This is a genomic window from Aliivibrio kagoshimensis, from assembly GCF_050337105.1.
In the GTDB taxonomy this organism is placed as follows: domain Bacteria; phylum Pseudomonadota; class Gammaproteobacteria; order Enterobacterales; family Vibrionaceae; genus Aliivibrio_A; species Aliivibrio_A kagoshimensis.
In genome coordinates this window covers 34,035-56,460 of sequence record NZ_JAKJSQ010000021.1, presented here as the reverse complement: position 1 = coordinate 56,460, position 22,426 = coordinate 34,035, and the positions used below count along the sequence as shown (strand labels likewise).

21 protein-coding genes are annotated in these 22,426 nt (G+C 42.0%); 18 read left to right on the top strand and 3 right to left on the bottom strand.

Annotation, left to right across the window (positions count from 1 at the left end):
- From L4C32_RS09305 to L4C32_RS09250, 12 genes are all read left to right on the top strand, one after another.
- On the top strand, positions 1-538 hold a 538-nt coding region (locus tag L4C32_RS09305), incomplete at its 5' end, for a glycosyltransferase (protein ID WP_428196597.1).
- A gap of 413 nt (positions 539-951) precedes the next feature.
- Positions 952-2,070, top strand: a complete 1,119-nt coding sequence (gene gmd / locus L4C32_RS09300; protein ID WP_428196596.1) for a GDP-mannose 4,6-dehydratase — start codon at positions 952-954, stop codon at positions 2,068-2,070.
- A 69-nt stretch (positions 2,071-2,139) separates the two neighbouring features.
- Entirely contained in the window at positions 2,140-3,114 is a 975-nt protein-coding gene (gene fcl / locus L4C32_RS09295; RefSeq protein WP_428196595.1) for a GDP-L-fucose synthase, read from the top strand.
- A 63-nt stretch (positions 3,115-3,177) separates the two neighbouring features.
- Positions 3,178-4,608, top strand: a complete 1,431-nt coding sequence (locus L4C32_RS09290; protein ID WP_428196594.1) for a mannose-1-phosphate guanylyltransferase/mannose-6-phosphate isomerase — start codon at positions 3,178-3,180, stop codon at positions 4,606-4,608.
- Positions 4,608-5,351 carry a glycosyltransferase family 2 protein gene (locus tag L4C32_RS09285; protein WP_428196593.1) on the top strand — a complete coding sequence of 248 codons (744 nt, stop codon included), beginning with the start codon at positions 4,608-4,610 and terminating at the stop codon, positions 5,349-5,351. The genes L4C32_RS09290 and L4C32_RS09285 overlap by 1 nt, the downstream gene beginning before the upstream one ends.
- A complete protein-coding gene (locus tag L4C32_RS09280; RefSeq protein ID WP_428196592.1) occupies positions 5,348-6,328 on the top strand; it encodes a UDP-glucose 4-epimerase family protein in 981 nt (326 codons plus the stop codon). The genes L4C32_RS09285 and L4C32_RS09280 overlap by 4 nt, the downstream gene beginning before the upstream one ends.
- A complete protein-coding gene (locus L4C32_RS09275) occupies positions 6,325-6,882 on the top strand; it encodes a sugar transferase (protein WP_428196591.1) in 558 nt (185 codons plus the stop codon). The genes L4C32_RS09280 and L4C32_RS09275 overlap by 4 nt, the downstream gene beginning before the upstream one ends.
- Before the next feature lie 107 nt (positions 6,883-6,989).
- Complete coding sequence (locus L4C32_RS09270) at positions 6,990-8,903, top strand: polysaccharide biosynthesis protein (RefSeq protein WP_428196590.1); 1,914 nt, start codon at positions 6,990-6,992, stop codon at positions 8,901-8,903.
- A 190-nt stretch (positions 8,904-9,093) separates the two neighbouring features.
- Positions 9,094-10,515, top strand: a complete 1,422-nt coding sequence (locus L4C32_RS09265) for a mannose-1-phosphate guanylyltransferase/mannose-6-phosphate isomerase (RefSeq protein ID WP_428196589.1) — start codon at positions 9,094-9,096, stop codon at positions 10,513-10,515.
- 248 nt (positions 10,516-10,763) lie between these two features.
- Entirely contained in the window at positions 10,764-11,180 is a 417-nt protein-coding gene (locus L4C32_RS09260; protein ID WP_428196588.1) for an HI0074 family nucleotidyltransferase substrate-binding subunit, read from the top strand.
- Positions 11,170-11,484 (top strand): nucleotidyltransferase domain-containing protein, encoded by a 315-nt coding sequence (locus tag L4C32_RS09255; RefSeq protein ID WP_428196587.1) that lies wholly within the window; start codon positions 11,170-11,172, stop codon positions 11,482-11,484. Before L4C32_RS09260 ends, L4C32_RS09255 begins: the two co-directional genes overlap by 11 nt.
- A gap of 237 nt (positions 11,485-11,721) precedes the next feature.
- On the top strand, positions 11,722-11,979 hold the full coding sequence (locus L4C32_RS09250; protein ID WP_428196586.1) for a hypothetical protein: 258 nt from the start codon (positions 11,722-11,724) through the stop codon (positions 11,977-11,979).
- 260 nt (positions 11,980-12,239) lie between these two features.
- Here the strand turns inward: L4C32_RS09250 and L4C32_RS09245 are convergent, their stop codons facing one another.
- Complete coding sequence (locus L4C32_RS09245; RefSeq protein ID WP_428196585.1) at positions 12,240-13,583, bottom strand: ATP-binding protein; 1,344 nt, start codon at positions 13,581-13,583, stop codon at positions 12,240-12,242.
- 563 nt (positions 13,584-14,146) lie between these two features.
- On the opposite strand from L4C32_RS09245, the gene L4C32_RS09240 reads away from it, so the two are divergent.
- The 5 genes from L4C32_RS09240 to tdh all read left to right on the top strand — a co-directional run bounded on the left by L4C32_RS09240 (position 14,147) and on the right by tdh (position 18,757).
- A complete protein-coding gene (locus L4C32_RS09240; protein ID WP_428196584.1) occupies positions 14,147-14,416 on the top strand; it encodes a type II toxin-antitoxin system Phd/YefM family antitoxin in 270 nt (89 codons plus the stop codon).
- Positions 14,400-14,699 carry a type II toxin-antitoxin system RelE/ParE family toxin gene (locus L4C32_RS09235; RefSeq protein WP_428196583.1) on the top strand — a complete coding sequence of 100 codons (300 nt, stop codon included), beginning with the start codon at positions 14,400-14,402 and terminating at the stop codon, positions 14,697-14,699. The genes L4C32_RS09240 and L4C32_RS09235 overlap by 17 nt, the downstream gene beginning before the upstream one ends.
- A 143-nt stretch (positions 14,700-14,842) precedes the next feature.
- Positions 14,843-16,009 carry a nucleotide sugar dehydrogenase gene (locus tag L4C32_RS09230; RefSeq protein WP_428196582.1) on the top strand — a complete coding sequence of 389 codons (1,167 nt, stop codon included), beginning with the start codon at positions 14,843-14,845 and terminating at the stop codon, positions 16,007-16,009.
- Positions 16,010-16,509: 500 nt separating this feature from the next.
- Complete coding sequence (locus tag L4C32_RS09225; protein WP_428196581.1) at positions 16,510-17,706, top strand: glycine C-acetyltransferase; 1,197 nt, start codon at positions 16,510-16,512, stop codon at positions 17,704-17,706.
- A 19-nt stretch (positions 17,707-17,725) separates the two neighbouring features.
- Positions 17,726-18,757 carry an L-threonine 3-dehydrogenase gene (gene tdh, locus L4C32_RS09220; protein WP_428196580.1) on the top strand — a complete coding sequence of 344 codons (1,032 nt, stop codon included), beginning with the start codon at positions 17,726-17,728 and terminating at the stop codon, positions 18,755-18,757.
- A gap of 92 nt (positions 18,758-18,849) precedes the next feature.
- Here the strand turns inward: tdh and L4C32_RS09215 are convergent, their stop codons facing one another.
- Together L4C32_RS09215 and gpmM are read right to left on the bottom strand one after the other, a co-directional pair.
- Positions 18,850-20,025 carry a peptidoglycan DD-metalloendopeptidase family protein gene (locus L4C32_RS09215; protein ID WP_428196579.1) on the bottom strand — a complete coding sequence of 392 codons (1,176 nt, stop codon included), beginning with the start codon at positions 20,023-20,025 and terminating at the stop codon, positions 18,850-18,852.
- Between the two features lie 94 nt (positions 20,026-20,119).
- Positions 20,120-21,661, bottom strand: a complete 1,542-nt coding sequence (gene gpmM, locus L4C32_RS09210) for a 2,3-bisphosphoglycerate-independent phosphoglycerate mutase (RefSeq protein WP_428196578.1) — start codon at positions 21,659-21,661, stop codon at positions 20,120-20,122.
- A 247-nt stretch (positions 21,662-21,908) separates the two neighbouring features.
- Here gpmM and L4C32_RS09205 point away from each other — a divergent pair, with 247 nt between their 5' ends.
- On the top strand, positions 21,909-22,343 hold the full coding sequence (locus tag L4C32_RS09205) for a rhodanese-like domain-containing protein (protein ID WP_428196577.1): 435 nt from the start codon (positions 21,909-21,911) through the stop codon (positions 22,341-22,343).
- Positions 22,344-22,426: the final 83 nt, after the last annotated feature.

Sequence of the window (22,426 nt, the reverse complement as noted above, 5' to 3'; positions counted from 1 at the left end):
ATCAGAAGAGTATATATTATTACCAAATCAATATTGGCCTCATAAAAACCATGATATAGTTTTTCAGGCTATTAACTGTCTCAAAAAAAATGGTGATAAGTCATTTCAGATTGTATCAACAGGTAATACTGATTCTGAAACATTTAAAAAATGTGAAAACACTATCAAAAATTTTAATATATCATCGGATGAATATAAAGTGCTAGGCTTAATACCAGGGGATGATGTATTAGCTTTGATGTCTGGTAGTTCTTTTGTACTAAACCCATCTTTGTTTGAAGGTTGGAGTACTACTGTAGAAGAAGCTAAGGCTCTTAATAAAAAAATGATTCTTTCTGATATCCCTATCCATAGAGAACAAGAGCCTAGACATGGAGAATTCTTGTTTTTTGAGCCTCAAAATATTGAATCACTTGCCTCTTTAATTTGCTCAAGTAAAAAGATAAAATTGACACCTACACTTCAAGAAAAACATGGCTCCCAGAAACGGTTTTTGGATGAGTTAGAGTATGCAATTAGAACTGTAGCAAAAAAATAAATTTTTGAGTTCTATTAGTATTGACTCCACCAGTTAGTGTTATCGCAAAGCAGTCAATCAGCCAAAGATAGACTTGGAGGTTATTTTGAGTATCTTTAAATATCGCTATAAAACAAATTGAGGCTAAACGTTGAACAGGCGGCACTCACTTATGCATTCGAAGTTAACCCTGACTTCGATAGAATCAAAATCGAACGGAAGCTAACTTTTATCATTTTGTTAACAATTCACGCTGTACTTCTTCTCATGACTATTGAGAGCGGGGAGGAAAGAAGGCTGACATTAATGAAGAGTTCATAATTTTCCATGCTATAGGCCTTAAACCTAATAATAAGTAATTTTTTTAGGTCGCCCCTATCTCTTTTGTTAAATCTAAATTCATTTATAACCAATTTATTGTCGAGATTAAAATTATGAAAACAGCATTAATTACAGGAATAACAGGACAAGATGGCTCGTATCTTGCTGAATTTCTTTTAGAAAAAGGGTATGAGGTTCATGGGATTAAACGTCGTTCTTCCTCTTTTAATACGGAACGTTTAGACCATATCTATCAGGACCGTCATGAAGAGAATGCCAATTTCTTTCTTCACTACGGTGACTTAACGGACAGCTCTAATTTAACTCGAATCTTAAAAGAAGTTCAGCCCGATGAAGTTTATAATCTCGGTGCTCAATCTCATGTCGCGGTCTCTTTTGAGTGCCCAGAGTACACTGCTGATGTTGATGCTATGGGAACATTAAGACTTCTGGAAGCAATTCGTTTCCTAGGCCTAGAAAAAAAGACGCGTTTTTATCAAGCGTCCACTTCAGAGTTATATGGTGAAGTGCAAGAGATCCCTCAAAAAGAGACCACACCATTTCACCCTCGCTCTCCTTACGCCGTTGCAAAAATGTACGCGTATTGGATCACAGTGAACTATCGTGAATCGTATGGGATGTATGCCTGTAATGGCATACTATTTAATCATGAGTCTCCTCGTCGTGGTGAAACCTTTGTTACTCGTAAGATCACTCGTGCCATCGCGAACATTTCACATGGATTAGAGTGTTGTTTATACTTGGGAAATATGGATGCACTGCGTGACTGGGGGCATGCTAAAGATTATGTCCGCATGCAGTGGATGATGCTGCAACAAGATGCACCCGACGACTTCGTTATCGCAACAGGTAAACAGATCTCGGTTAGAGAGTTTGTTCGTATGACAGCTAAAGAGCTGGGTATTGAATTAGAATTCTCTGGTACTGGTCTTGATGAAGTTGGTACTGTTGCCTCTATTTCTGGTGATAAAGCGCAAGGGGTCAAAATTGGCGATGTTATCGTTAAGGTGGATCCTCGCTATTTCCGTCCAGCAGAAGTAGAAACGTTATTAGGTGACCCTTCTAAAGCAAAGCAAAAGCTGGGTTGGGTGCCTGAAATCACAGTTGAAGAGATGTGCGCAGAGATGGTTCAGTACGATTATGAAAAAGCGAAACAGCATGCCCTTTTAAAATTTCATGGTCATGATGTGTCGTTTTCTGTAGAGTCTTGATTAATCGATAACTCTTTCTAATTTTTAATAGGCATTCCAAAGTGAATGTCTTTTTTGTAAGTGCTAATTATGTCTTTATCATTGAATTCTAAAATATATGTGGCTGGTCATCGTGGAATGGTGGGTTCTGCTATCGTACGGCAGTTGAAAGCACAAGGTTACAATAATATTGTTACACGCAGTCGCTCTGATTTAGATCTTGTTAATCAACAAGCGGTATCCACTTTTTTCTTAAACGAGAAGCCCGATGCTGTATTTTTTGCAGCAGCGAAAGTTGGAGGGATTCAAGCTAATAATACGATGCCTGCTGAGTTTATTTACGAAAACCTCCAGATGCAGTCGAATGTAATTCATCAAGCTTATAGTAATGGAGTAACAAAGCTTCTGTTTCTTGGTTCTTCATGTATTTACCCAAAATTAGCAGAGCAACCGATGCGGGAATCCGCGCTGTTAACTGGAATGCTTGAACCAACCAATGAACCTTACGCGATTGCAAAGATTGCTGGGATTAAAATGTGTGAATCATATAATAGGCAGTATGGTGTCGATTACCGCAGTGTCATGCCAACGAATTTATATGGAGAGCATGATAACTTTCATCCAGATAATAGCCATGTAATTCCTGCAATGCTGCGTCGTTTTCACGAAGCAAAATTTGCTGGTTCGGAGAAAGTTGTTGTATGGGGTACAGGAACGCCAATGCGAGAGTTTTTATATGTGGATGATATGGCAGCAGCTTCTATTCATGTTATGAACCTTTCAAATTCGGAATATCAAAAACATACTGAAACTATGCTGTCACACATCAATGTTGGCACTGGGGTTGATTGCACCATCAGAGAACTAGCTGAAACTATTGCCAAAGTAACCCAATTCGAAGGGCAACTAGAGTTTGATAGTTCAAAACCAGATGGCACACCAAGAAAGTTAATGGATGTCTCTCGGTTAAATGATTTAGGTTGGACTGCGACTGTCACGTTAGAGGATGGGTTAACCAAGGCGTATCAATGGTTTTTAGATAATCAAGATACGTTTCGTCGTTAACATCACTCAGTAATTATTGTTTTCGTTATTTACCACTAAAATGGATTTCAAATAGGGTACCTTATGTTATTACCGGTGATTATGGCTGGCGGAACAGGAAGTCGTTTATGGCCACTTTCTCGTGAACTTTATCCAAAGCAATTCCTAACTGTTTCTGGCGAACGGACCATGCTGCAAGAGACACTGTCTCGATTAGATGGAATTGAACATGAAAGTCCACTGCTGATTTGTAATGAAGAGCATCGATTTATCGCTGCTGAGCAACTTCGTATTGGTGGTTTTGAGCATAGTGGTATTATTTTAGAGCCAGTAGGGCGAAACACAGCGCCAGCAATTGCATTAGCGGCGCTGCAAGCTAAGCGAATGGCAAAAGAGGGAGAAGAACCGATATTATTAGTGCTTGCTGCCGACCATTTAATTAATGATCAGAGCGCATTTCAACACTCAATCAACCAAGCTTTGGAGTTTGCTGCAAACGATAAATTAGTGACTTTCGGTATCGTACCGACATCGCCTGAAACTGGTTATGGTTATATCAAAGCGGGTAGTGCTTTGGACCAAGGCTTTGAAGTGTCAAAATTTGTAGAGAAGCCCCAATTAGAAACGGCAGAACAATACTTATCGAGCGGGGAGTACTACTGGAATAGTGGTATGTTCCTGTTCAAGGCCAGTCGATATCTTGAAGCGTTAAGAAAATACCATCCTGACATACTTCTTGCGTGTGAAAAAGCGATGGAGTGTACTGCTGAAGATTTGGACTTTGTCCGTGTAGACAAAAAGGCATTTGAACAGTGTCCTGACGACTCAATCGATTATGCGGTAATGGAACCTCTTTGTAGTTCAAACAGTGCTGAGAGTGCGGTTGTTGTTCCGATGGATGCGGGCTGGAGTGATATTGGTTCATGGTCAGCGTTGTGGGATGTCTCAGCTAAAGATAGCAATAACAACACAATTAAAGGTGATGTGATTGCTGTTGACACTAAAAACTCTTATCTACACTCAGAGAGCAAATTAATAGCCACCGTAGGGCTTGATGACATTGTGGTTGTAGAAACCAAAGACGCGATTCTTGTTGCGGCAAAAGATAAAGTTCAAAATGTGAAATCGATAGTGAATCAATTGAAAGCTATGGATAGAACTGAGCATAAAATTCATCGCGAAGTATACCGGCCATGGGGTAAGTATGATTCGATTGACATCGGAGAGCGCGATCAAGTTAAACGGATTACCGTCAAACCAGGTGAGAAATTATCGATTCAGATGCATCACCATAGATCAGAGCATTGGGTGGTGGTATCTGGAACGGCAAAAGTCACCAATGGCGATAAAACCTTCTTAGTCACTGAAAATGAGTCCACATATATTCCTGTCGGACAAATTCATGCGTTGGAAAACCCAGGTGTGCTACCACTGGAGTTGATAGAGGTGCAAACAGGATCTTATTTAGGTGAAGACGATATTGTACGATTTGAAGATCGTTACGGCCGTAACTAATGAAAGTTAGTATTATTACTGTTTGTTACAACTCAGGAAGAACCATTGCAGACACCATAGCGTCGGTAGCGAGTCAAACTTATGATGATATTGAATATATCGTTATTGATGGTATGTCTTCTGATAATACCAACGCTATTATTGAAATGAATCGAGATGTTATCTCTACCTATGTCAGTGAAAAAGACAGTGGCCTTTATGATGCGATGAATAAAGGGATTAAATTATCCACTGGTGATGTGATTGGCATTTTGAATTCAGACGATGTGTTTTTTGATAAAGATGTTATTAAGAATGTTGTATCAGAACTTCAGAATGTTGACTGTGTCTATGCTGATGTTGGTTTCTATAAAGAGAATGATTTATCTTCAAAAGTACGTCACTTCTCTTCAAAGTCGTTTACAAAAGAGAAGTTTAGTAGAGGTATGATGCCTGCCCACCCCTCGACCTATGTCAGACGGGAGTGCTATGAGAAAGTTCATCCCTACAATGTTAATTATAAGATAGCCTCTGATTTTGACATGCTGCTTCGTCTATTTAATCTGCCTGGTTTCACATATAAATATGTTAACAGAGAAGTTGTTAAAATGAGATTAGGTGGGGTAAGTACAGGAGGGCTTAAATCAAACTATCTATTAAACAAAGAGTTGATAGATTCGTGCCGGAAGAATGGATTGAAAACAGGGTGGCTCAAGGTGTTAAGTAAGTACCCTGAGAAGATTATGGGATTAATCTTTAAATGAAAATAGCAATGACAGGAGCGACGGGCTTTGTTGGGCGAGCGCTCTTAGAGAAACTGTCGAAGTTCAGTCTATTGATCATCGGACGTACAAATCCCATAAGTAGTATTAGTTATGATTTTCACCACTCAACTATTGATTCCAACTCCTCATATGACAATGCATTAAATGGTATTGATGTTGTTATCCACTGCGCTGCTCGTGCCCACATCATGCATGACGAGTCAGATAACCCATTAAAAGAGTACCGCGAAGTAAACACTTTAGGAACATTGAACTTAGCAAAGCAGGCAGCTGAAGCGGGTGTTAAACGCTTCATATTTGTCAGCTCAATTAAGGTAAATGGTGAATCTACCTCTAACTCTGGCCCATTCAAGAGTGATGATAAAAAAAATCCTCAAGATGATTATGGAAAATCAAAGGCTGAAGCTGAAGATCTTCTTTTGGAGTTAGCTCTGAAAACGGGGATGGAAGTGGTGATTATCCGTCCAACGTTAGTGTATGGGCCGGGTGTTAAAGCAAATTTTGCATCGTTGATGAATTTGGTCTCTAAAGGGCTACCATTGCCATTTGGTAGAATTACCAATAATAGGCGTAGTTTAGTATCTGTCCGCAATTTAGTGGACTTAATTATAACTTGCATTGATCATCCTAAAGCGGCAAACCAAGTATTTTTAGTATCAGATGATAACGATGTTTCTACTGCTTCAATGGTAAAAGCCATGTCTACAGCACTAGGTCAGCCTAACCGTATGTTGCCTGTGCCTTTATGGTGCTTTAATTTAATTGGTAAAGTGTTCAGTAAGCAAGATAAAGTTGATCGCCTATTAGGTTCACTGCAGGTTGATATTACGGATACCAAAGAGAGGTTAGGCTGGACCCCACCACAAACACTGGAAGAGGGCTTTAAAGAGACAGCAGAAGCCTTTGTACTAAGTAAAAAGCTAAATAAAGAATTGAATAAAGAGAAAACTAAATGATCCGTATTATCGATTTCCTCGCTGCCTTCTTTGGCTTATTGTTGTTATGGCCACTTCTTTTGGTAGTCGTGCTTATTGGACTGTTTGATACCGGTTCTCCAATCTTTATTCAAACTCGTGTCGGTAAAAATCAAAAGCCTTTCAAGCTGATTAAGCTTCGAACCATGTCAGTTGAGACCAAATCTGTCGCTAGCCACCTCGCTAATAATGCTTCAATTACCAAATTAGGTAGCTTCTTACGTAAAACCAAGATAGATGAACTGCCGCAGCTTATTAATGTGGTTAAAGGGGAAATGAGCTTAGTTGGTCCTCGACCTAATCTCTTTAACCAGCAAGAGCTGATTCAAGAGAGAGAAGCTTTAGGTGTTTATGATGTTTTACCTGGGGTGACGGGCTTAGCACAAGTGAAGAATATCGATATGTCGACACCTCAACTGTTGGCCAAGACTGACAAACAGATGATTGATAGCTTAACCCTTCAAGACTATTTCAAATACATCATTATGACAGCGACGGGTAGTGGCTCTGGCGATGCAGTAAAACCTGAAAAGTAGTTTTAGTAAAAAGCGTGACTAAGCAGGAAATCACCTCTCATTTTTTGATAGACTGCTTATATTCTCTTTAGTTTCTTTTTATTTATATTTTTAGGTGTTTAGCCATCGTGTTTTCTCTTGATTCGATTTGGACCCTTCCTAGGCCAGCAAAGCGTGTAATTAGCTTAGTCATTGACACCTTATTTATCTCCATTGCTTTTTGGGGCGCTTTTGCCACTCGGTTAGGGGATATTAGTCAGTTACTTAATAGCCCACTGCACTGGCAGGTATACTTGGTATTAGTGCTCAGTACTCTTCTACTCTTTGTCCGTTTTGGCTTATACCGTGCAGTTCTTCGTTATTTGAGTCTCTATGCACTCCTGAGTATCACTGTTTCAGCCACCATTTCCGCTGTTATCTTAGTGATGAGCTCATACTTCTCATACGCATTTCTTCCGCGCTCCGTTCCCGTTATTTATGCCACCTACTTAGTGATACTTTGTGGTGGTGCACGTCTCGTCGTTCGAATCTTAGTGAATCAACACCTAACTAAAAGTAAACCAAATATTATCGTTTATGGTGCGGGCTCTGCTGGTCGTCAGTTGGTTAATTTATTGCGCCAAGGTGACGACTACCACCCAATAGCCTTCATTGATGATGATAAGAAGTTATTCAAAAGCTCGATTCAAGGGCTGACCGTCTACCTACCTAAGCACTTAGAAAGTCTGATTGAAAAGAAAAAAGTAAAAAAAGTCCTGCTGGCGCTTCCAAGTGCCAGTCGCTCTCAACGTAAAGCGATTATTGAGTCTTTAGTTCCGCTACCTATAGAAGTTCTCTCTATGCCCAATATGGCGGATATCGTGAATGGTATCGCGACTATTGACCAACTTAGAGATGTTCCGATTGAAGATCTTCTTGGCCGTGATTCAGTGACGCCTAATCCAGAGCTAATGTCTGCCAATATTTCCGATAAGGTGGTGATGGTGACGGGTGCTGGTGGCTCTATTGGCTCTGAGTTGTGTCGCCAGATTGTTAAATTAAAACCCAAATCACTTCTCCTCTTTGAGCTGTCTGAATTTGCACTGTATAGTATTGATAAAGAGTTGAGTGAGCTTGCTCATTCTGAAGGACTAAACGTTGAAATCGTGCCCCTGTTAGGTTCAGTGCAAAGGCTGAATCGATTATCTGCGGTATTGGAGTCGTTTAAGGTTCAAACTCTGTATCACGCAGCCGCATACAAGCATGTCCCTTTGGTTGAGTACAATGTGGTTGAAGGGGTGCGAAACAATGTATTTGGCACTTACTATACAGCTCAAGCAGCCATTGCAGCTAAAGTGGAATCTTTTGTTTTGATCTCAACAGATAAAGCAGTACGGCCTACCAATGTCATGGGTACTACGAAGCGAATGGCGGAGTTGACGCTGCAAGCATTAGCAGCGGAAGAGCTAAAAAAAGAGCAAGGTATCCGTTTTTGTATGGTGCGTTTTGGTAATGTGCTCGGCTCTTCCGGTTCGGTGATTCCACTGTTCAAGCGTCAAATTGAAGCTGGTGGTCCTATAACCATTACCCATCCAGAGATTATTCGTTACTTTATGACCATCCCAGAAGCGGCTCAGCTGGTGATTCAAGCTGGAGCAATGGGTAGAGGCGGTGATGTTTATGTTTTGGACATGGGTGAACCGGTAAAAATTGTCGATCTGGCCCAAAACTTAGTGAGACTCTCTGGTTTAGAGGTGAAAACAGACGATAATCCATTAGGGGATATTGAGCTGAAGTTCACCGGGTTACGCCCAGGAGAGAAGCTGTTTGAAGAGTTGCTGATTGGCGATAATGTGGGTAAAACGACGCATGAGCGAATCATGGCAGCCAATGAGTCATTTTTACCTTTTTCTGAGTATGAACAGATATTAGAGAAGTTGGATATTGCTTGTCATGAATTTGATCATCAAACAATTCGTCAGATACTGTTGGATACGCCGACTGGGTTTAATCCTACTGATGGAATTGGGGATCTGGTTTGGAAAGCTGAAACTAGAGACTAGAGACTAGAGACTATAAGAGCGAGAGCAGGTGCTTTTGACTTTATAGTTTCTAGAGCGCAGCGTTCTAGTCAGCGCAGCGTATAGTGTCCTGCTTTTGACTTTATAGTCTCTAGAGCGTAGCGTTCTAGTTAGCGTAGCGTATAGTTTCCTGAACTCTTACATTTCAAATTAACCTTTAAAGGAATAAAGTATGTTGTTGCCTGTAATTATGGCTGGTGGTTCTGGCAGCCGCTTATGGCCGCTTTCTCGCGAGCAGTATCCTAAACAGTTTTTGTCAGTGTCTAATGAGCAGTCAATGCTGCAACAAACGCTCTCTCGCCTTGATGGGTTGCAGCACAGTGCGCCATTGTTAATCTGTAATGAAGAGCACCGCTTTGTGACTGCTGAACAGTTGCGAATTGCCGATCAGAAACACAGTGGTATTATTCTTGAGCCAGTCGGTCGAAATACTGCCCCAGCGATTGCATTAGCAGCATTACAAGCTCTCTCAAACGATGACGATCCGTTATTACTGGTTCTCGCTGCCGATCATGTAATCCAAGACTCTGATGCTTTTCACGCTTCTGTTCTAAAGGCGCAATCTTTTGCCGAGCAGGGTAAGTTTGTCACTTTCGGTATTGTGCCGACCGAGCCTGAAACTGGTTATGGATATATTAAAGCGGGTGCAGCAACAGGAAGCTGCTTTACTGTGTCTCAATTTGTTGAAAAGCCAGATTTAGCAACGGCGCAACGTTATTTAGACAGCGGTGAATATTACTGGAACAGTGGTATGTTTCTGTTTAAAGCGAGCCGTTATCTTGAAGCGCTTGAAGCTTACTCCCCTGATATGCTTTTAGCGTGTAAAAAAGCGATGGACAATAAATCTGAAGATATGGAGTTCATTCGTATCGATAAAATAGATTTTGAAAACTGTCCGTCAGACTCAATTGATTATGCGGTAATGGAGCCTCTCTCTCAATCTGGTGATGATAGTCAGATTATTGTCGCGCCAATGGATGCTGGCTGGAGTGATGTTGGCTCTTGGTCTGCTTTGTGGGATGTATCAGATAAGGATGACAATCAAAATACCCTCAGTGGTGATGTGATTGCCGTGAATTCTCACGACTGTTTTATTAAAGCGGAGAGTAAATTGGTTGCTACCGTTGGTCTTGATAACGTTGTTGTAGTCGAAACTAAAGATGCCGTTTTAGTGGCCAACAAAGATCAAGTACAAGATGTTAAAAAAATAGTTGAGCAGCTTAAAGCGGACGGCAGAACCGAACATCGAATTCATCGTGAGGTTTATCGACCTTGGGGTAAATATGACTCTATCGATACCGGTCATCGAGATTTGGTGAAACGAATTACTGTTAAACCTTCAGAAAAGCTCTCAATTCAGATGCATCATCACCGCGCAGAGCATTGGATCATTGTGTCTGGAACTGCCAAAGTGACTATTGGCGAGAAAACGTTCTTATTGTCAGAAAATGAGTCGACGTATATCCCTATTGGTACCGTTCATGCGCTTGAGAACCCAGGCAAGATCCCTCTAGAGATGATTGAGGTACAGACGGGGTCTTATTTAGGTGAAGATGATATCGTGCGATTTGAAGATAGGTATGGGAGAGCGTAGATCTTAAAGGCTATGCGCTGAGCTGACTAGATGCTAGAAACTAGAGACTATAAGAGCAGGGTAAAGGTAGAGTTCAGATCGCTTCGCTTGCAGGGTTCAGGGCTCAGGAAGTGCAATGGCTAGAAACTAGATACTATAAGAGCAAGAGCAGGGCTTTTGACTTTATAGTCTCTAGAGCGCAGCGTTCTAGTCAGCGCAGCGTATAGTTTCCTGAATCCGCATTATTAAGTTAAAAATTGAGAGATGATATGAGTGTTAACCCGCATCGCTGGAAACAGCGTTTAGAAAACTTAAAAAGGGCACATTTGCGTTTAACAAAGGCGTGCGCTCAAGAGTCGTATAACGAACTGGAACTTGCTGGACTTATCCAAACGTTTGAATTTACTTTCGAGCTAGTATGGAAAACATTAAAAGATTTAGTGGAGTTTGAAGGGTATGATGCCGCTTCTCCTCGAGGTTCTATCCGAACCGCGCTTGAAGCGAATCATATTACGCCCGAGCAGTGTGAAACCTTATTAGAAGCATTAAGCAAGCGTAATTTACTGACTCATACTTATGACGATAAAAATGCTTTAGAGGCCCAAGCTCTTATTGTGGAAAATTTTGAGCCAGTATTAACGTCGATAGTGAGTTACTTGGATATTAAGAGTCAAGATGAAGAGTGATACTCGCAGTTGTGACGGCTTAAAAGAATCCCATAAAACCTTGGTAATAGAGATCTTGCTTAAGCGGAAAGCAGTGAAAGCGGCTTGGTTATTTGGCTCGCGTGCGATGGGTACGTATAGGTCAAATTCAGATATCGACTTGGTTCTTGGGGGGGATAATATCACACTGTCGGATGTCGCCGCTGTTTTGAGTGAAATTGAACTAACGACGATCCCTTATAAGGTTGATATTGTCATCAAGCATAAAATCACGAGTGAGAAGTTATTGGAACACATTGATCTGTATGGGGTTCGGTGGGTTTAGAGACTAGAGACTAGAGACTAGAGACTATAAGAGCGAGAGCAGAGTTCAGAACGCTTCGCTTGCAGGGTTCAGGAAGTGCAATGACTAGAAACTATAAGAGCAAGAGAAGGGCTTTTGACTTTATAGTCTCTAGAGCGCAGCGTTCTAGTTAGCTTCGCGTATAGTTTCTTGAACCCTCCCATCCAATCAGATTTTTTGATATAGTCTATTTATTAACCGTTACTTTGGAGTCTACCTATGGGTGATACAGTGAATAAAACAGGGCTGTTTGATTCGCACTCTTTTGTCAAAGGGTTAATGGCGAGAGGCATGGATGAGAAACAGGCTGAGTTTCTTGCTGAGCAACAACGAGTTATTCTTGATACTCAAATAGCAACGAGAGCCGATATTTATCAAGTTGAAAAAAATCTGGAAAAAAGAATAGAGTCCAGTTCAAACAAGATTTTAGCGGTAATTGCGATAGGTATTGCTTTTTTGGCTCTGTTTTTGAGTTAGCTGTTTTAAGAGAAAAGTGTCTAGAGACTAGAGACTAGAGACTATAAGAGCGAGAGCAGAGTTCAGATCGCTTCGCTTGCAGGGTTCAGGAAGTGCAATGACTAGAAACTAGAAACTATAAGAGCAAGAGCAGGGCTTTTGACTTTATAGTCTCTAGAGCGCAGCGTTCTAGCTAGCGCAGCGTATAGTGCCCTGCTTTTGACTTTATAGTCTCTAGAGTGCAGCGTTCTAGTCAGCGCAGCGTATAGTCCCGCTGAACTCTACAAATACTCATCCATCACATCCGTTAAATTATCTAATGAAAACCCTCTGTATACAATGTTGTACCCTTTTAGATTTAATTTTTCCAATAGGCGATGTGATTTTGCAATCAACGCTGCTTCGCTATATCGTTTCTGTCTTCGTTTGACTTCTGCAATCAGTACCTCTTTGTCGAGATCATTAATCGCGACAATGTCTATTTCATTATGACCTCTCGCATCCCAATACCCTCCTATACGCCCAAACTGTTTTGACTCGATCAGAATGGCTTTGAAGAGTGATTCCAACTCTATGCCAGAGTGAACCTCAAAATCACGTTCGATGTTTCGTCTAATATAGCCATAATTTTCCATCTCCACCGCGCTTTTATTTGAGTGGATAAATCGAAACCAAAAGTTGAGGAATGGGTCAGAAATTGCGTATCGCACATCCCTTGAGGTCTCTTTTGAGCTTATAGGGCGCATCTTCGTAATCACATCAAAGATTTCATCTAACTTTTCAAGATGAACGCCAACACTGGTATTCAGAAAGTTCTCTATTCGAGTTCGGCTAGTATTACCTTTTGATATCGCACCTAAAATATCAAAATAGACCCTATGTTCAGAGCCAAAGTCTTCGACAAGACGATGTGTCCCCTCTTTAATCAGAGGGGAAAACTCTGAAATGACCGATTCAAAGATATTTTCATTTTCTGATGAGAACCGAGTCAACCACTCTAGGTACTTAGGGATCCCGCCTGACAAGCACCACCAATTGAGCAGGTTTTCTGAACTAAATTGATGGTTATCATGCATTATTTCGGTAATGTAGGATGGCTGAAGGGGCTGAACACTAAAAAACAGATCATCACGATTAAAGAGTGGCTCATCTTTCCCTTTGAATATTTTTGTCATCATACTGTACAGAGAACCACAGCAAACAAGGTGAATCATGCCTTCTCGTTTGTTGGCATCCCATAGGTTCTGTATATCAGAAAATAAGCTGGAATTAACGATGTCAATATCTTGAAACTCATCAATGATGACGGTTAACGGGTTAGTTTTTGAGTAATCCAGAAGGAAGTCGATAATATTTCTAAGAGATTGTGGTTGGAAAAATTTAACGCCTAGCTCACGACTTATGATCTCGGCAAATTCCGCAACGAGTGAACTCTCATTCTTCCGGCTGATAAACAAATAGAGAAATTTAATACCACTTTCGTTAAATGCTTCATTGAGAAGTCGAGTTTTACCAACGCGTCTTCGACCAACCATAACACTCAATTGGCCTTTTGTTTTAGCCACTTGTGTTGAAATGGCTCTCAAAGTAGTGAGCTCTTTTTCTCGGTTGTAGAACTTCTGCATTTGTTTTATCTCTTATTATCTGATCTTTTTTAATTAGTATAAGGCGATGGGATCTACTGTCAAGAAAGTGACTGTAATTTTTATTACAGTAACTTTGGGGTTCAGATCACTTCGCTTGCAGGGTTCAGGAAGTGCAGTGACTAGAAACTAGAAACTATAAGAGCAGGGGCAGAGCTTTTGACTTTATAGTCTCTAGAGCGAAGCGTTCTAGTCAGCGAAGCGTATAGTCTCCTGCTTTTGACTTTATAGTTTCTAGAGCGCAGCGTTCTAGTCAGCGTAGCGTATAGTATCCTGCTTTTGACTTTATAGTCTCTAGAGCGAAGCGTTCTAGTTAGCGCTGCGTATCGTTTCCTGAGCCCTGAACTTTATACCCAAAAATCACAAATTAACCGCAATGTATAGATTGCGGTTCAATTTCGAGAATTGTTACTTCCTGTTGTTTTGTTTTTCCGGCCTACTCCTCATTTTTAATTATCCCTTTGATTTTATTGCACATGGTTTCATATCTGCTTCTAATCTGTAGAAGTCAGTTAAAGGAACTCAATAATAATAAGGATATAAAAATGGAAACAATCCCGGCTTATAAAGCACAAACTCAACTACAAAAAATATTAAAAAAGGCAGAGTGGTTGCCCGTGATCATTACTCGAAAAGGGAGGCCGGCCTCTGTGGTCATCTCTATTGATGAGTTTGATTACAGTGAGAGGGTCAAGTTGAAGGTGATTAAGGATAATGCTGAGAAAGGGACATTGAGTCAGCTTAATAACAGCTATGTGGATGGTGAACAATTTTTTGATGACATCAGCCGAGGTGTGTATGATGCCAAATGCTAGTTATCACTTTACCAATAATGCGCAAAACGATCTCATCGATATCCTGCGTCACAAGCGGAATAAATGGGGGAATCAACGAGCTCTGCGATATTTGTCTGGGCTTCGTAAAACCTGTCAGTACTTAGCAACTGCTCCCAAGTTGGGTACAGTGCACAAGAGTATTAATGATGGAGTGCACAGCTTTTCCCATATCAGTCATGAGATTTACTATTTTATTAAAGGCCCACAGCTGATCATTTTTGGTATTGCCCATAAAAATACTGTCCCTATTGGATTGAGGTAGCGGTTACTTTTTTATTGAAATGCCAGTAATAAGTAGTACTGGCATTGTCGTAATTCATGCTTTATTCAATAGTTCTTTCATAAACTCTTCATCTATTGTTTGCTACAATCTGCGAATACTATTTAAAGGGATAATTGTTGAGTATGAAAATTGCTATTGCGGGAACAGGTTATGTTGGCCTATCAAATGCGGTATTGCTATCACAGCACAACGAAGTGGTTGCCGTTGATCTGATCGAAGAGAAAGTGGCAATGATCAATAACAAGCAGTCGCCTATTTCTGATGTTGAGATAGAAGAGTACCTAGCAAACAAGAGCTTAAATTTAATCGCGACTCTGGATAAAGAGTTGGCGTATAAAGACGCTAAGTTTGTGGTGATTGCCACTCCTACTGATTACGATCCTCAAACCAACTACTTTAATACCGGCTCTGTAGAAGCGGTGATTAAAGATGTGATGACTATCAACCCTGATGCAGTCATGGTGATCAAATCAACGGTTCCGGTAGGATATACAGAAAGAATCAAACAAGATCTTAACTGTGACAACCTGATTTTCTCTCCAGAGTTCTTACGTGAAGGGCGTGCTCTGTTTGATAATTTGCACCCATCTCGCATTATTGTCGGTGAGCAGTCCGAGCGGGCACAAGAGTTTGCAGGCCTGCTTCAGCAAGGGGCGATTAAAGAGAATATCGACGTTCTTTTTACTGATTCGACGGAAGCTGAAGCGGTTAAACTCTTTTCAAATACTTACTTGGCACTGCGCGTCTCCTATTTCAATGAGCTTGACTCTTACGCTGAGGCGCATGGATTGGATGCTCGTCAGATTATTGAAGGGGTAGGGCTCGACCCTCGCATCGGTAATCATTACAACAACCCCTCTTTTGGTTACGGTGGTTATTGTTTGCCGAAAGATACCAAGCAGCTGCTAGCTAACTATCAAGAGGTGCCAAATAACATTATTGGCGCCATTGTTGATGCTAATCGCACCCGAAAAGATTTTGTCGCAGACTCGATTTTAAAGCGCAATCCAAAAGTGGTTGGGATATACCGTTTGATCATGAAAGCGGGATCGGACAACTTTAGAGCGTCATCGATTCAGGGCATTATGAAGCGCCTTAAAGCCAAAGGGGTTGAAGTGGTGGTGTTTGAACCTGTGCTTGAAGAAGATCAGTTCTTCCATTCCACTGTATACAGAGATCTCGATGCGTTCAAACAAGTTGCGGATGTGATTGTTTCGAATCGTATGATGGAAGAGTTAAGTGATGTGGCGGATAAAGTTTACACCAGAGATTTGTTTGGTAGTGACTAGCTAGAGACTAGAGACTAGAGACTAGAGACTAGAGACTAGAGACTAGAGACTAGAGACTATAAGAACAGGGTTCAGAATTCAGAGTTCAGGAAGTGCAATGACTAGAAACTATAAGAGCAATAGCAAGCTTTTGACTTTATAGTCTCTAGAGCGCAGCGTTCTAGTTAGCGCAGCGTATAGTATCTTGACTTCTACTCTCCCTGAAACCTGAAACCTGAATTCTGCAAGCGAAGCGATCTGAGCCCTGCACTCGCTCATATAGTTTCTAGTCTCTAGTTAGGCTTCAAAAGATCCCTTGCGTGACTCGTATCGCGTTCTTTGATCTGTTTACAGATATATCACCTATTCCGCTCGACAAGCCTTGTGGTTACCTCTTAAAATTCCCTAGAAGATAAAATGAATCTCTAACCTTTTGTGATTTTCTAGATAAAAAGGCTGGAGGATTTGCTCATCACGTTATGTCTATACTATTAGGTCATAGCACTTTTTCGGAGACCATTATGTCTACCACTTTTTACGATCAAATAAATCAACAAATTGAAGATGTTAAATCAGAAGGTTTATATAAGTCTGAGCGTATTATCACGTCGGCACAAAAGGCGGCAGTGAGTATCTCAACGGGTGAAGAGGTACTCAATTTTTGTGCAAACAATTATCTTGGGTTAGCAAACCACCCTGAGCTGATTAAAGCAGCTAAATCTGGCATGGATGAGCACGGATTTGGTATGGCGTCAGTACGTTTTATCTGCGGTACGCAAGATTCACATAAAGTGTTAGAAGAGAAACTCTCAACCTTCCTTGGTAAAGAAGATACCATTCTTTATACCTCGTGCTTTGATGCAAATGCCGGGCTGTTTGAAACCATATTAAGCAAAGAAGATGCGATCATTTCAGATGCGTTAAATCACGCATCAATTATTGATGGTGTGCGTCTTTGTAAAGCGATGCGATTCCGTTATGCCAATAACAACATGGCGGAGTTAGAAGAGCAATTGATCGCGGCAAAAGAAGCGGGTGCTCGTCATACGCTTATTGTTACTGATGGCGTGTTCTCTATGGACGGTGTGGTCGCTAACTTACCGGCAATCTGTGATTTAGCGGACAAATATAACGCGCTTGTCATGGTGGATGACTCTCATGCGGTCGGCTTTATGGGAGACAACGGCGCGGGTACTCATGAACACCATGATGTGATTGATCGTATCGATATTATTACCGGCACATTAGGTAAAGCCATGGGTGGCGCGTCAGGCGGTTACACTGCTGGAAAAAAAGAGGTGATCGACTGGTTACGTCAACGTTCACGTCCATACCTATTCTCGAACTCTGTGGCACCTGCAATCGTTTCAGCCTCTATTCGTGTGCTTGATTTGCTTGCGGAATCGGGCGATCTACGCAGCCAATTATGGGAAAACTCTGCGCATTTCCGTACTCGTATGGAAGCAGCTGGTTTCACCATGGGCGGTGCTGACCACGCGATTATCCCAATTATGTTGGGTGATGCTAAATTGGCGGCTGAGTTTGCTGAGCGTGCATTAGCAAAAGGCATTTATGTGGTGGCTTTCTCGTTCCCTGTTGTGCCTAAAGGCCAAGCTCGTATCCGTACTCAAATGTCCGCCGCTCACAGTCGTGAACAACTCGATTGTGCCATAGACGCCTTTATCCAAGTGGGTAAAGAGATGGAGATCATCGCTTAATCAGGCGAGAGGAATAATTATGAAAATTAAAGCACTATCAAAATTGAAGCCTGAAGAAGGTATCTGGATGACTGAGGTTGAGAAACCTGAAATGGGTCATAATGATCTTCTGATCCGAATTAAGAAAACAGCGATCTGTGGTACTGACGTGCATATCTACAACTGGGACGAATGGTCACAAAATACCATCCCTGTGCCAATGGTAGTGGGTCATGAATACGTTGGCGAAGTGGTCGGTATTGGCCAAGAAGTTCGTGGTTTTGAGATTGGTGATCGCGTATCTGGTGAAGGTCATATTACGTGTGGTCACTGCCGTAACTGCCGTGGTGGGCGTACGCACCTTTGTCGTAATACGTCAGGAGTTGGTGTTAACCGTACCGGCTCTTTCTCTGAGTTTCTGGCGATTCCAGCATTTAATGCATTTAAGATCCCAGATGAGATCTCTGATGATATGGCGTCTATCTTTGACCCGTTTGGCAATGCTGTACATACGGCGCTGTCATTTGATCTGGTTGGTGAAGATGTCCTTATTACGGGAGCTGGTCCTATTGGCATAATGGCAGCAGCCGTGGCGAAACACGCAGGTGCCCGTCATGTTGTGATCACTGATGTGAATGAGTACCGCTTAGATCTTGCTAACAAGATGGGCGTGACTCGCGCTGTGAACGTCATGAGCGAGAAACTGGAAGATGTGATGGCTGATTTAGGCATGACAGAAGGTTTTGATGTCGGTATGGAGATGTCAGGTAACCCATCTGCTTTTAATAGCATGCTGACTAACACGAACCATGGTGGCAAGATTGCATTGTTGGGGATTCCACCATCAGACATGGGTATCGATTGGAACCAGGTGATCTTTAAAGGCTTGGTGATCAAAGGTATCTATGGTCGTGAGATGTTTGAAACTTGGTACAAAATGGCCAGTTTGATTCAGTCAGGCTTAGATCTAACGCCAATCATCACCCACCACTTCAAGATTGATGACTTCCAAGCGGGCTTCGACGCCATGCGCAGTGGTTTGTCTGGTAAAGTTATTCTCGACTGGGAATAAGTAAACTATTTAGGCAGAGGCGCACGCTTCTGCCTTTTACTTACTTTCTACTTTCTACTTTCTACTTTCTTACTTTCTTACTTGCTACTTTCTCACTTACGCAACCAGCTTCTTGGGTTTTGAGCTTTGCTGTTTCGGCGGATTTCAAAGTAAAGTGAAGCGACATCTTGCCCACCACTGTTGCCTACGAGTGCAATGGTCTCCCCTTTTTGTACGGTATCGCCGACCTTTTTCATTAGGGTTTGATTGTAACCATACAGCGTCATATCGCCTTTGCCATGATCAACCAAGATCATTAAGCCATATCCTCGAAGCCAGTCCGCAAACACCACTTTTCCAGAGTAGACAGATTTAACGGGGTTGCCGTAACTGCTAGCGATCACCATACCTTTCCAGGTTAACTGGCCCGTTTGCGCTGTGCCAAAATTATGCAGTGTTTTGGCGCCAGTGAGAGAGATAGGCCATGGCAGTCGACCCTTTTGGCTGGCTAATCCGTCCATACGTGCGCTTGATTTCGCAATGGCTTTCGCTCGGGCTTTGGCTTTAATGATCTCAGAGGTCAAGCGTTTCTCGTTCTGATGCAGTTCATCCAGATAGGAGCTGTCACTTGAGATAGCCTTTTTAATGCTAGAGACCGTATGTTTACGTTTGGTTTGCGCCTCTTGAAGCTTAGCTTTCTGCTGTTTGAATTGAGCCAGTAACTTGTTCTGCTCTGAGAGTTCATGTTTTAACTGTTGTTCTTTTTCGGAGAGCTCAATGGCCGTTTGTTCAAGTTGACTGATGGCATCGGCTCTTGAGAGAGAGATAGATTGGGCATAAATATTTAAGCGATCCAAGTTGGTCGAATCTTCCCCACTTAATATTCCTGATAACTGCCGATTTCGGCTGATCATGTAGGACTCTTTCAAGAGAGCTTTTAGCGTCTCTTTTTGACCAATTTGTTGCTGTTTAAGGTGGCTCTGTTGTTGATTGAGCTCTTTAATCAGAGCTTCAACTCGGTTTAGTGCTTGTTGAGCTTGGCGAACTTTTTGCGCCGATGAGGAGATGGCCACTTCGTGAGTTTTTAACGAGGTCTGCAGCTGATTGAGTTGTTTCTTTTGCTTAACCACAATGGACTGTTGACGGTTAATCTCTTGCTTCACACCACTGAGCTCTTCGTTACTCGCGATTGCAGAGTGGCTGAAAGAGAGAAACAGGCATAATAAAACGCCAGTACACAAGGTACTGGCGCGAAGAGTTTTTGCTAGAGCTAATCTAAAATATCGCATTCAGACATAATACCAACTTTATATGGAGTAAAACAATCGATTACTGCACAGAAGGTAAGCTCACCACTACTCACTATTATCTAAGTGTAAACAGTTATTTAAGCGTGAATAGCACGTCACCTGACATCTCTGCTGGGATCTCTGTTTGAGTCAACTCAAGCATAGTCGGTGCAAGATCTGACAGTTTACCGCCAGATTTAAGCTCGAGTTCTTGGTTGCCGACATAAATCAGTGGAACCGGAAGGTTAGTGTGAGCGGTGTGAATGCCCCCAGTTTCCGGATTAATCATCATCTCAGCATTACCGTGATCGGCAGTGATCAGCATTTGACCATCCGCTTCATTGATGGCAGCAACCACTTTACCCAAGCACTCATCCAGTGCTTCACACGCTTTAACCGCCGCATCGTATACGCCAGTATGACCCACCATGTCGCCATTTGGATAGTTACAGATAATGGTGTCGTACTTGCCTGATTTAATCGCCGCAACCAATTTTTCGGTTAACTCAGGTGCACTCATTTCAGGTTGTAGATCGTAGGTCGCGACCTTTGGAGAAGCCACTAAAGAGCGCTCTTCACCTTCAAATTCATCTTCAATGCCGCCATTAAAGAAGAAGGTAACGTGCGCATATTTCTCAGTTTCTGAAATGCGAAGTTGAGTTTTTCCTTTTTTCGATAACCACTCACCGTAGGTATTTTCTAATGACGCTGGTGGAAAGGCGATGCTGGCTTTAATATCTGCAGCATATTGGGTCAACATCACAAAGTCACTAAATGCTGGCGTCTTTTCACGAACAAAACCTTCAAAGCCAGGCATAAAGGCACGAGTGATTTCACGGGCACGGTCAGCACGGTAGTTCATGAAGATAATAGCATCGCCATCTTCAATCGCTGCGGCTTCTTCGCCTTCTGCACGGATCTCAGTGGCAGCAACAAACTCATCGTTCTCTTCACGGGAGTAAGCGGCTTCAAGGCCAGCGACTGCAGAGTCAAAAGTAAATTCACCTTTGGCTTGAGTCAGTAACTCATACGATTTTTGAACGCGTTCCCAGTTATTGTCACGATCCATCGCATAGTAGCGGCCAATCAGTGAGGCAACACGTCCTTTTCCTAACGTGTTGAATAGATCTTGAAAGCGTTGTAATGAACTTTCAGCACTGCGCGGCGGCGTATCTCGGCCATCTAAAAAGGCGTGCAGATAGATCTTGTCAGCACCACGTTTTGCTGCCATTTCAACAGCAGCGGCAATGTGATCTTCATGACTATGAACACCACCTGGAGACATTAAGCCCATTAGGTGAACCGCTTTACCGTTAGCGATCGCTGTGTCCATTGCGCCAGAAATAGCATCATTTTCAAAGAAGTCACCATCAGCGATGGATTTAGTAATGCGTGTTAGATCTTGATAAACCACACGGCCAGCACCAATGTTGGTATGACCTACTTCAGAGTTACCCATTTGACCATCAGGTAGACCCACATCAAAACCTGATGCAGAGATCAGCGTATTAGGTTGATTGGCGAGTAGCGAATCCATCACCGGTGTTTTCGCATTGGCGATCGCGTTGTTTTGTGAATCTTCGCGATATCCCCAACCATCCAGAATAACGAGAGCCATAGGCTTCTTGGCAGACATAGTGTTACCTCTTATCAATTTTAAATCGTAATTAWAAATCTAAACTAGCGTAATTTTACTACAAAAATTAACTAAGGGCATTGGATTTTAGGATCTTGATCGGGTTCTGATCATTTGTGCCGAGGATAGCCCTGAATTACTATTCACCTTATGAAGCGGGGTAAGGTATACTCACTCAACTTAATTTACAGCTATAGCACCACGCTGAGCTTACGCTTAGATGGGCACAACGTTTAGAGTAGAAAATATGCAAGAGTATTTAGATTTTTTGACCGCCAACCCCATTCTTTCTTTAGCTTGGGTGGGGATCTTCGTGATTCTGATTCAGACTACGATTAAACAGAAAACAGCGGGATACGTAGAAGTAAACCCGGCTGAGCTGACAATGCTGATGAATCGTGAAGAAGCGACGGTATTGGATATTCGCTCTAAAGATGAGTTTAAAAGCGGACATATCACGGGCTCACGTCACATTTTGCCAAGTGAAATCAAAGAAGGAAAGTTGGGTGATCTTGAAAACAAAAAATCCACCCCAATTGTAGTGGTATGTAAGACGGGCCAAACCGCTCAAGCAAGTGCTACTCTACTGCATAAAGCGGGCTTTGAGAGTGTTAAGCTGCTTAAGAGTGGTTTAATCTCTTGGAATGAAGCGAATCTGCCATTAGTTCGTGGTAAAAAATAGCTTCAAGGTAAGAAATAACTAATTTTACGGTGTGACATATAGAGCGAAATCAATACGTCATGCTGAGGGTTACGCTAGTTTAA

Excerpts from the sequence above, each read along its gene's own strand:
- gmd (WP_428196596.1), top strand. The coding sequence starts at position 952 with ATGAAAACAGCATTAATTACAGGAATAACAGGACAAGATGGCTCGTAT.
- fcl (WP_428196595.1), top strand. The coding sequence starts at position 2,140 with ATGTCTTTATCATTGAATTCTAAAATATATGTGGCTGGTCATCGTGGA.
- L4C32_RS09290 (WP_428196594.1), top strand. The coding sequence starts at position 3,178 with ATGTTATTACCGGTGATTATGGCTGGCGGAACAGGAAGTCGTTTATGG.
- L4C32_RS09285 (WP_428196593.1), top strand. The coding sequence starts at position 4,608 with ATGAAAGTTAGTATTATTACTGTTTGTTACAACTCAGGAAGAACCATT.
- L4C32_RS09280 (WP_428196592.1), top strand. The coding sequence starts at position 5,348 with ATGAAAATAGCAATGACAGGAGCGACGGGCTTTGTTGGGCGAGCGCTC.
- L4C32_RS09275 (WP_428196591.1), top strand. The coding sequence starts at position 6,325 with ATGATCCGTATTATCGATTTCCTCGCTGCCTTCTTTGGCTTATTGTTG.
- L4C32_RS09265 (WP_428196589.1), top strand. The coding sequence starts at position 9,094 with ATGTTGTTGCCTGTAATTATGGCTGGTGGTTCTGGCAGCCGCTTATGG.
- L4C32_RS09260 (WP_428196588.1), top strand. The coding sequence starts at position 10,764 with ATGAGTGTTAACCCGCATCGCTGGAAACAGCGTTTAGAAAACTTAAAA.
- L4C32_RS09255 (WP_428196587.1), top strand. The coding sequence starts at position 11,170 with ATGAAGAGTGATACTCGCAGTTGTGACGGCTTAAAAGAATCCCATAAA.
- L4C32_RS09250 (WP_428196586.1), top strand. The coding sequence starts at position 11,722 with ATGGGTGATACAGTGAATAAAACAGGGCTGTTTGATTCGCACTCTTTT.
- L4C32_RS09245 (WP_428196585.1), bottom strand. The coding sequence starts at position 13,583 with ATGCAGAAGTTCTACAACCGAGAAAAAGAGCTCACTACTTTGAGAGCC.
- L4C32_RS09240 (WP_428196584.1), top strand. The coding sequence starts at position 14,147 with ATGGAAACAATCCCGGCTTATAAAGCACAAACTCAACTACAAAAAATA.
- L4C32_RS09235 (WP_428196583.1), top strand. The coding sequence starts at position 14,400 with ATGATGCCAAATGCTAGTTATCACTTTACCAATAATGCGCAAAACGAT.
- L4C32_RS09230 (WP_428196582.1), top strand. The coding sequence starts at position 14,843 with ATGAAAATTGCTATTGCGGGAACAGGTTATGTTGGCCTATCAAATGCG.
- L4C32_RS09225 (WP_428196581.1), top strand. The coding sequence starts at position 16,510 with ATGTCTACCACTTTTTACGATCAAATAAATCAACAAATTGAAGATGTT.
- tdh (WP_428196580.1), top strand. The coding sequence starts at position 17,726 with ATGAAAATTAAAGCACTATCAAAATTGAAGCCTGAAGAAGGTATCTGG.
- L4C32_RS09215 (WP_428196579.1), bottom strand. The coding sequence starts at position 20,025 with ATGCGATATTTTAGATTAGCTCTAGCAAAAACTCTTCGCGCCAGTACC.
- gpmM (WP_428196578.1), bottom strand. The coding sequence starts at position 21,661 with ATGTCTGCCAAGAAGCCTATGGCTCTCGTTATTCTGGATGGTTGGGGA.
- L4C32_RS09205 (WP_428196577.1), top strand. The coding sequence starts at position 21,909 with ATGCAAGAGTATTTAGATTTTTTGACCGCCAACCCCATTCTTTCTTTA.